The sequence below is a fragment of the Microcystis sp. Msp_OC_L_20101000_S702 genome (assembly GCF_007095705.1).
In the GTDB taxonomy this organism is placed as follows: Bacteria; Cyanobacteriota; Cyanobacteriia; order Cyanobacteriales; family Microcystaceae; genus Microcystis; species Microcystis ichthyoblabe_A.
The window spans coordinates 1-6,045 of record NZ_SFBO01000224.1; the positions used below are offsets into that span (position 1 = coordinate 1).

Sequence of the window (6,045 nt, forward strand, 5' to 3'; positions counted from 1 at the left end):
ATCCAAATGGTTTCTTCTGGCATAGCGCTCTCGTTTTTCGGCAATGGTTCTCCTTTATTATTCTAGTTACCCATTGCTAACTCACCTATAGAGATAGGGGTTAATAGTCCCAAAAAAGGCCGACGAGTGTAAAGTGCGTTAGAAGGCAACCAATTCTTTTAAAAAACCAACATTAACAATCCGCACCCCACCCAGCAACTTTATTGTTAAATTTATGTTTCTGTCTTGGCTTATTTTGTTAGCAAGAACAGCCGAGAAACCTATTTTCCGCTATCATGGAAACAGGACTGTACTGCTTGCTCAATCAATGCTTACCCTCAAAACGAGTAAACTAACCCTTGCTGATGTTCAACGTCATCTTAATTTCCAAGAAAAGCTTGAAGATGTTTCATTTACAGAGCTTTTAACATTGGAAACCGTCAGCGACGCAGAAAAATTAGAACTTGTTCAAATCCGCAACGATTTTCGACCCTATTTGATGGAAGATAAAGCATCAGAAGGACAAGTTAAAGTTTTAACCCTATTTCCCCTATTGCGGTTAGCGGGTTTTTATCGTTATCCGATTAAGATTAGGGTTGAAGAAGGGATTGATAATATTATCCTTGTGGATGAAGATAAAACTATTAGCGGATGGTTTGATATTGTCACGGTGAATAATTCGATAGCAACTGTCAATGATATCCCTTTTTGGATTTTAGTCATTGAAGCTAAAGAGAGTGGAATCGAAGTGCGTCAGGGATTACCTCAATTATTGACTTATGCCTACAATAGCTTAGAAAGACAACCCTCAGTTTGGGGATTAGCAACTAATGGCTTACAATATATGTTCGTCTATCTCAGACAAGAAACTAACCCCACTTATCAGATAATGCCAGAACTTAATTTAATGTATCCTGAATCAGCAATTAATCTGCTCCAAATTCTCAAGGCAATGGGTCAGCTAATTTTAGAGACATAAATTAGGACGACTCAAACAAGCTATAATCTCCTAGTATTTTACTGTCTATATAGGGAATTAAAAGCGTCTTGAATAATTACCACTATCTAAAACTCCTAAGTCAAAAATAAACTTAATTAAGGTGTCGATTGAACGAGAATGAATTAGTTGATGCTTACTCAATATCTAACCAAGACTCGATTACAGAATTAACCACAGCAGCTACGCAGGAAATCGCTACACTATTACCGGTTAATTTTCGCATAGTTTGATAACTGCCGACAATTTGATAATCATCGGGAAAACCTTGTAAACGGAGCATTTCTCTTGCTGTTAAGCGTCTTTTCCCATCCACTAACAAATAATTATAGGATGCTCCTGCTCGCAAGGCACAGGAATAGGGATAAGCGCTGACATTTCCTCCTTTATTTTCGTGCCAGATAGTCGGTTCACTATAAGGTTTTTTTCCCTCTCTTTTCAGCAGGCGACTTTTTTGAATTTTTTCGGAAGCATAATAAAAATCCGAAACATTTTCCTCTAAGATTTCTGTTAAACTTGTTCTAGATAAAGCTGGTTTTGGCCAGATAAAACCCCTAGTTTCTCGGAAACCAACGATAAAAATCCTTTCCCGTTTTTGCGGTAAACCAAAATTAAGAGCATTCAAAACCCGATAATCGGTATAGTAATCTAAATCTTGTAAAGTATCGAGAATAACTTGCAAGGTTTTTCCCTGTTGATGTCCCTGCAATTGCTTGACATTTTCCAGAATAAATGCTGCGGGTTGTTTGGCTTTTAAAATGCGAGCAATCTCAAAAAATAGCGTGCCTCTGGTATCTTCAAATCCCTTTAAATTACCACAAATACTAAAGGGTTGACAGGGAAATCCCGCCATTAAAATATCGTGATTGGGAATATCTAGGGCAGCGATTTCGGTAATATCTCCCCGGGGTTGGTCGCCAAAATTAGCGTGATAAATTGCCTGAGCATCTTTATCTATATCACAGGAAAAAACACAATCAGATTCTAAGTTTTTTTGGCGACAAACTTGTTCAATCGCCACTCGAAACCCTCCCAAACCACAAAAGAGGTCAATAAAACGAATTTTTTTACTATCTTTCAGGAGATTCATCGATAGTTGAGATTGTAGCGATAGGGATATTCTCTTTGATTTTAACTTATCTAACTTTCACCAAAGAGCGGACGGTAAATATTTCATTGGCGCTTGAGAGTAACAACCTGAAAACAGTCGTCATCTCTGGAGACATACACAAAAAAAAGAATAACAGAATTATATAATTTGAAATTCATCCTGTTTAAGATTTTGAATTGATTCAATCTTGGAAACTTCTACAGCGATAACTGTATAGGCTTTTCCCTGATTATTTAACACTTCTAAAACATAGCCATCCTCTTGGCCTTCGGGTCGAGGACAATAATCCACGATAATCGCGTGAGTGCCACGAGACAAATTAGATTCTGGCAAATCTTCGGTTAATTGAACTTCGGAAAACATATCAAATTTCATAGTCTAACTCTTTTAATCTGGTAATAAAGTCACAAATCTTGTTTCTTTCGTAAGTGAGTCGATAATCCAATAGGTAGAGACTCGTAAGTTTATCCCGTTCACCCCTTGTAAAAGTCCTTTAATTTCATAAATATCACCGAACTTTGTTTGTTTATTTAAGGTGGCCTCGTTGAGAAGAATACGTCTTAAATCTTGTTCCAATACCTGCCAGTTGTCTAAATTATATCCCGCTTGTGCCAGAAAGCCTGATTTATCATCTTTGGGTTGTAAAACTAGCAAATACTGGGTTAATTTAGCTGGTGGGATTGTCGCATTGGGATTTAAATAAGGCATTTATATTGTAATTTAGCCAATTTCTTTATAGACTTCTATAAAATAGATTTTACAGTATATGCGGGCAGTATTGCCAGGCTTTTTCTTTGTCTAGGATTTGATCATTTTCAACTTCTTCGATGAGTTTTCCTAGTCCGTAATCCTCTAGGATTTCTTCGATTTTTTCAAATTCAGCAATGGGAATCTGAACAGCAATCGGCTTTTGATCTTTGTCTAATACATAGTTTTTGGTAATTTCTAGCATTTGTAGTTCCTCTAAAAGTTCTCTAGATTATTATTGATAAATCAAGTAAAACCTCACTCATAATTTTCGAGTTTGCTCTCTAGTAATTCTAGATTTGATAACTGCGGTGGATGATTAGCATTCCATGTCAGAGCTTGATCTAATTTTTCTCGAAAAGGCGATCAATTTATCCAGTCTTCATTTACGGGAGAGCGATCGATTAAATTTTGATAAAACTCATTCCACAGTTGACCCCATTCTTTTATATCGATAACAACTGCTGTTTTTTCTCCTGTTTCATCGACAATATACTGAATACCTTTCATGATTTAAATTGTTGTGAGATGGATATTAACTAATAACTATATTTTAATCGATTCACGAGAAGATATGGATTTTGCAAGTTCTTGTCTAGCATCTTCCGACAGAGAACAACCAAAATCTAGAATCTCGATTAAAACTAACTGATCGTCCTCGGAATAATGTAATATTGTTTTCCCTTCCTCCTCTGCGTAAGCAATTGGATTATTGTTTAACTCAATTAATAAAGCATCCACATCTGGGCTATAGTGTATCTTGTTCATATCGGGATATCCTACCGGGGTAAAGGGTGATGATTAAGAAAAAAGCACTGAATTCTCGATAAACTACTCGAATCACTAAATTATCATTGAACTTTTTTTGTGCGATTCGCTTGTTGTCTTCAGAGATTTCTATTTTGTCAGGAAATTGTACAGTTTCGAGGATAAATTCAGGAGTGATAAAAATTCCACGAGCGGATAGCAAATTCAATTTGATTCTAGAATGCTCACTAAATCGAACTTCTTTCATTTATCCAACCAATATTATATCGCCAACCTGTAACAGGAATCGAAACCCTATCAATTTTTTCGATAATAATCGCATAACACACGATTTCTATTCCTCAATTATTTGATTTAATTTTTCCTTGAAAATCGTTTCTATTTCTTTGTCTGACATCGTTTGAGGTGCGGGTTCATCGAATTGGAAGTTTACGAACACGCACAGAGTCATCGCTGATAGTAATTGCCGCACCTTCTGTCAGTTCCGTTTCCACAGTCAGTAAAACATCTAGAAGCCTTTGAGCAACTACATCAGGTCTGGCAGAAGATAACCGTAATGTAATCAAGCTAGGCAGTCCATAATTATTGAGGGCTACCAGCAGGGAAAAGTCTAAGTCTTGTGTTAAAATAACTTGACCTTCCACTCTGGCAAGTTCCAAAATCTCCGCGTCGGCAGCAGTGGCAGGTAAAAAGTCTGTAGTGCGTACTATGTCGTAGCCCTGTAACCTTAAAGCCGCAACTGTCAAAGGGGAGATATGAACATCAGCCAGTAAACGCAGACTACTCATGCCGAAGTGAAGCTAACGATATAATCGGATACAGCCCAAGCTGCATAATTAAGAGCCTGACGAATATCTTCCTCCTCTAACTCTGGATAAGCCTCTAAGACTTCCTGAATAGATAACTGACTAGCCAACAGTTTCAGAACAAATCCCACAGTGATACGCATTCCTCGAATCGTTGGCTGTCCAAGACATATTTGTGGATTAACAGTAATACGGTCTAGCTCTTTAATCACTGTGGAACTCCTGAGATAAACTCCTCTTATATTGTTACATACAGCAATGAATTGTTATCGCTTTAACTCTTGTGTCGGCAATGAATTGGCAATTAATCAGAATTAATCTCAGGTGCGTTACGCCATCGGGCGCACCCTACAAAATCGGCGATCGCCGTGCATTTTAGGATTTAGGGCAGATTTCAAAAACAAGTTGTGAACGATAGAAGCAGACATCAAATTCTAGAAAAAAATTCATCCGACCCAGTAGTAAAGGTGTATCATCAGACAAGCTCCAAGCAAAAACCAGCCGAACTGGGTTGAAATTACCAATCTGTGCCGAAACCAGTAAACCTCGCGCCTCGATCGAAGCCAAATTACCAGCTAAGATGACAGAGGTTGTCTGCTCTTCCCAAATCGCACCAAGTTGAGCTCCAGCGCTGTACGGTAAGACATTAACACTTGCACCCGTGTCTAACAGTGCTGAAAACTCTACGGATCTATCTTGGTATGTCAGAGATATAGGTAGTTGAGGCAAGGCATCGGGGACACCAAATCCATCGAATCCTTCGGTAAAGTTAAATCGTTGGGCGTTACGCATTGTGCGTTGCTTGTTCCGAATCTAGGAGTTGAGCAAGTTTCTGCGCCGCTGCGTGTGAATTAAGCGGCGACGAGAGTAAATATGTTGCTCCTGGCTGTAGGCTTGGCTCCTCGTCTTTACTTAGTTCTGCGATCAGAAATTGCATCACCTTCAACTTGTCTGCACGAGGCAGACTTCTCAAAGTAGGGAATAGCTCTGCTATAGTCATCTGGCTTAGAGGATTGCATTACCTTTCCATTTTCTCATAAAGCTATCTATTCACCGTGGAAATTTATCATCGAAAATTTGGGTCTGAAACCCCGCCGTTTTACGGCGGCTTTGCTGTTAAATATGAGCATCGTTTACGAAATATATGCTAAAATGTGAGGTATGGAAAAAGCCTATTCGTTTCGATTTTACCCAACACCAGAACAAGAGTCGCTATTGCGGCGCACTTTGGGATGTGTAAGATTGGTTTACAACAAAGCTCTCCATGTCAGAACACAAGCTTGGTACGAAAGACAAGAAAGAGTAGGCTACGCTCAAACTTCTTCAATGCTAACCGATTGGAAAAAACAAGAAGAATTAGACTTTCTCAATGAAGTAAGCTGTGTACCTTTACAACAAGGGTTAAGACACCTACAAACAGCTTTTACTAATTTCTTTGCTGGTCGTAATAAGTATCCTAACTTTAAGAAAAAACATCAAGGAGGAAGTGCCGAATTTACCAAATCTGCTTTTAAGTTCAAAGACAGACAAATCTATTTAGCCAAATGCACAGAACCTTTACCTATTCGATGGTCAAGACAAATACCAGAAAGCTGTGAACCAAGCACAGTAACAGTCAGATTACATCCTTCTGGACG

At 38.4% G+C, this 6,045-nt stretch carries 10 protein-coding genes and 1 pseudogene; 2 read left to right on the forward strand and 9 right to left on the reverse strand.

Going from position 1 to position 6,045, the window contains the following annotated elements; all coding sequences use genetic code 11:
• Positions 1–307 precede the first annotated feature (307 nt).
• Positions 308–958, forward strand: a complete 651-nt coding sequence (locus EWV60_RS22370; RefSeq protein WP_002775435.1) for a hypothetical protein — start codon at positions 308–310, stop codon at positions 956–958.
• Between the two features lie 154 nt (positions 959–1,112).
• Here the strand turns inward: EWV60_RS22370 and EWV60_RS22375 are convergent, their stop codons facing one another.
• The 9 genes and pseudogenes from EWV60_RS22375 to EWV60_RS22415 all read right to left on the reverse strand — a co-directional run bounded on the left by EWV60_RS22375 (position 1,113) and on the right by EWV60_RS22415 (position 5,200).
• The gene (locus EWV60_RS22375) at positions 1,113–2,066 is read right to left on the reverse strand and encodes a DNA cytosine methyltransferase (RefSeq protein ID WP_287234891.1); all 954 of its coding nucleotides are present in this window, start codon (positions 2,064–2,066) and stop codon (positions 1,113–1,115) included.
• A gap of 159 nt (positions 2,067–2,225) precedes the next feature.
• On the reverse strand, positions 2,226–2,462 hold the full coding sequence (locus EWV60_RS22380) for a DUF4926 domain-containing protein (protein ID WP_002731660.1): 237 nt from the start codon (positions 2,460–2,462) through the stop codon (positions 2,226–2,228).
• Positions 2,463–2,474: 12 nt separating this feature from the next.
• Positions 2,475–2,795, reverse strand: coding sequence for a DUF6883 domain-containing protein (locus tag EWV60_RS22385; RefSeq protein ID WP_002743275.1), 321 nt, complete (start codon positions 2,793–2,795; stop codon positions 2,475–2,477).
• A 49-nt stretch (positions 2,796–2,844) separates the two neighbouring features.
• Positions 2,845–3,039, reverse strand: coding sequence for a RelB antitoxin-like protein (locus EWV60_RS22390; protein ID WP_002792166.1), 195 nt, complete (start codon positions 3,037–3,039; stop codon positions 2,845–2,847).
• A gap of 53 nt (positions 3,040–3,092) precedes the next feature.
• Positions 3,093–3,344: pseudogene (locus tag EWV60_RS23335) on the reverse strand (hypothetical protein).
• A gap of 36 nt (positions 3,345–3,380) precedes the next feature.
• Complete coding sequence (locus tag EWV60_RS22400) at positions 3,381–3,602, reverse strand: DUF2283 domain-containing protein (protein ID WP_002769518.1); 222 nt, start codon at positions 3,600–3,602, stop codon at positions 3,381–3,383.
• A 413-nt stretch (positions 3,603–4,015) separates the two neighbouring features.
• On the reverse strand, positions 4,016–4,390 hold the full coding sequence (locus EWV60_RS22405) for a DUF5615 family PIN-like protein (protein ID WP_002733650.1): 375 nt from the start codon (positions 4,388–4,390) through the stop codon (positions 4,016–4,018).
• Positions 4,387–4,620: a DUF433 domain-containing protein gene (locus EWV60_RS22410; RefSeq protein ID WP_002775448.1), complete on the reverse strand. Its 234-nt coding sequence runs from the start codon at positions 4,618–4,620 to the stop codon at positions 4,387–4,389. The genes EWV60_RS22405 and EWV60_RS22410 overlap by 4 nt, the downstream gene beginning before the upstream one ends.
• Before the next feature lie 163 nt (positions 4,621–4,783).
• Entirely contained in the window at positions 4,784–5,200 is a 417-nt protein-coding gene (locus EWV60_RS22415; RefSeq protein ID WP_287234899.1) for an aspartyl protease family protein, read from the reverse strand.
• Positions 5,201–5,569: 369 nt separating this feature from the next.
• On the opposite strand from EWV60_RS22415, the gene EWV60_RS22420 reads away from it, so the two are divergent.
• A partial coding sequence (locus EWV60_RS22420) for an RNA-guided endonuclease InsQ/TnpB family protein (protein ID WP_287234901.1) occupies positions 5,570–6,045 on the forward strand: 476 nt, incomplete at its 3' end.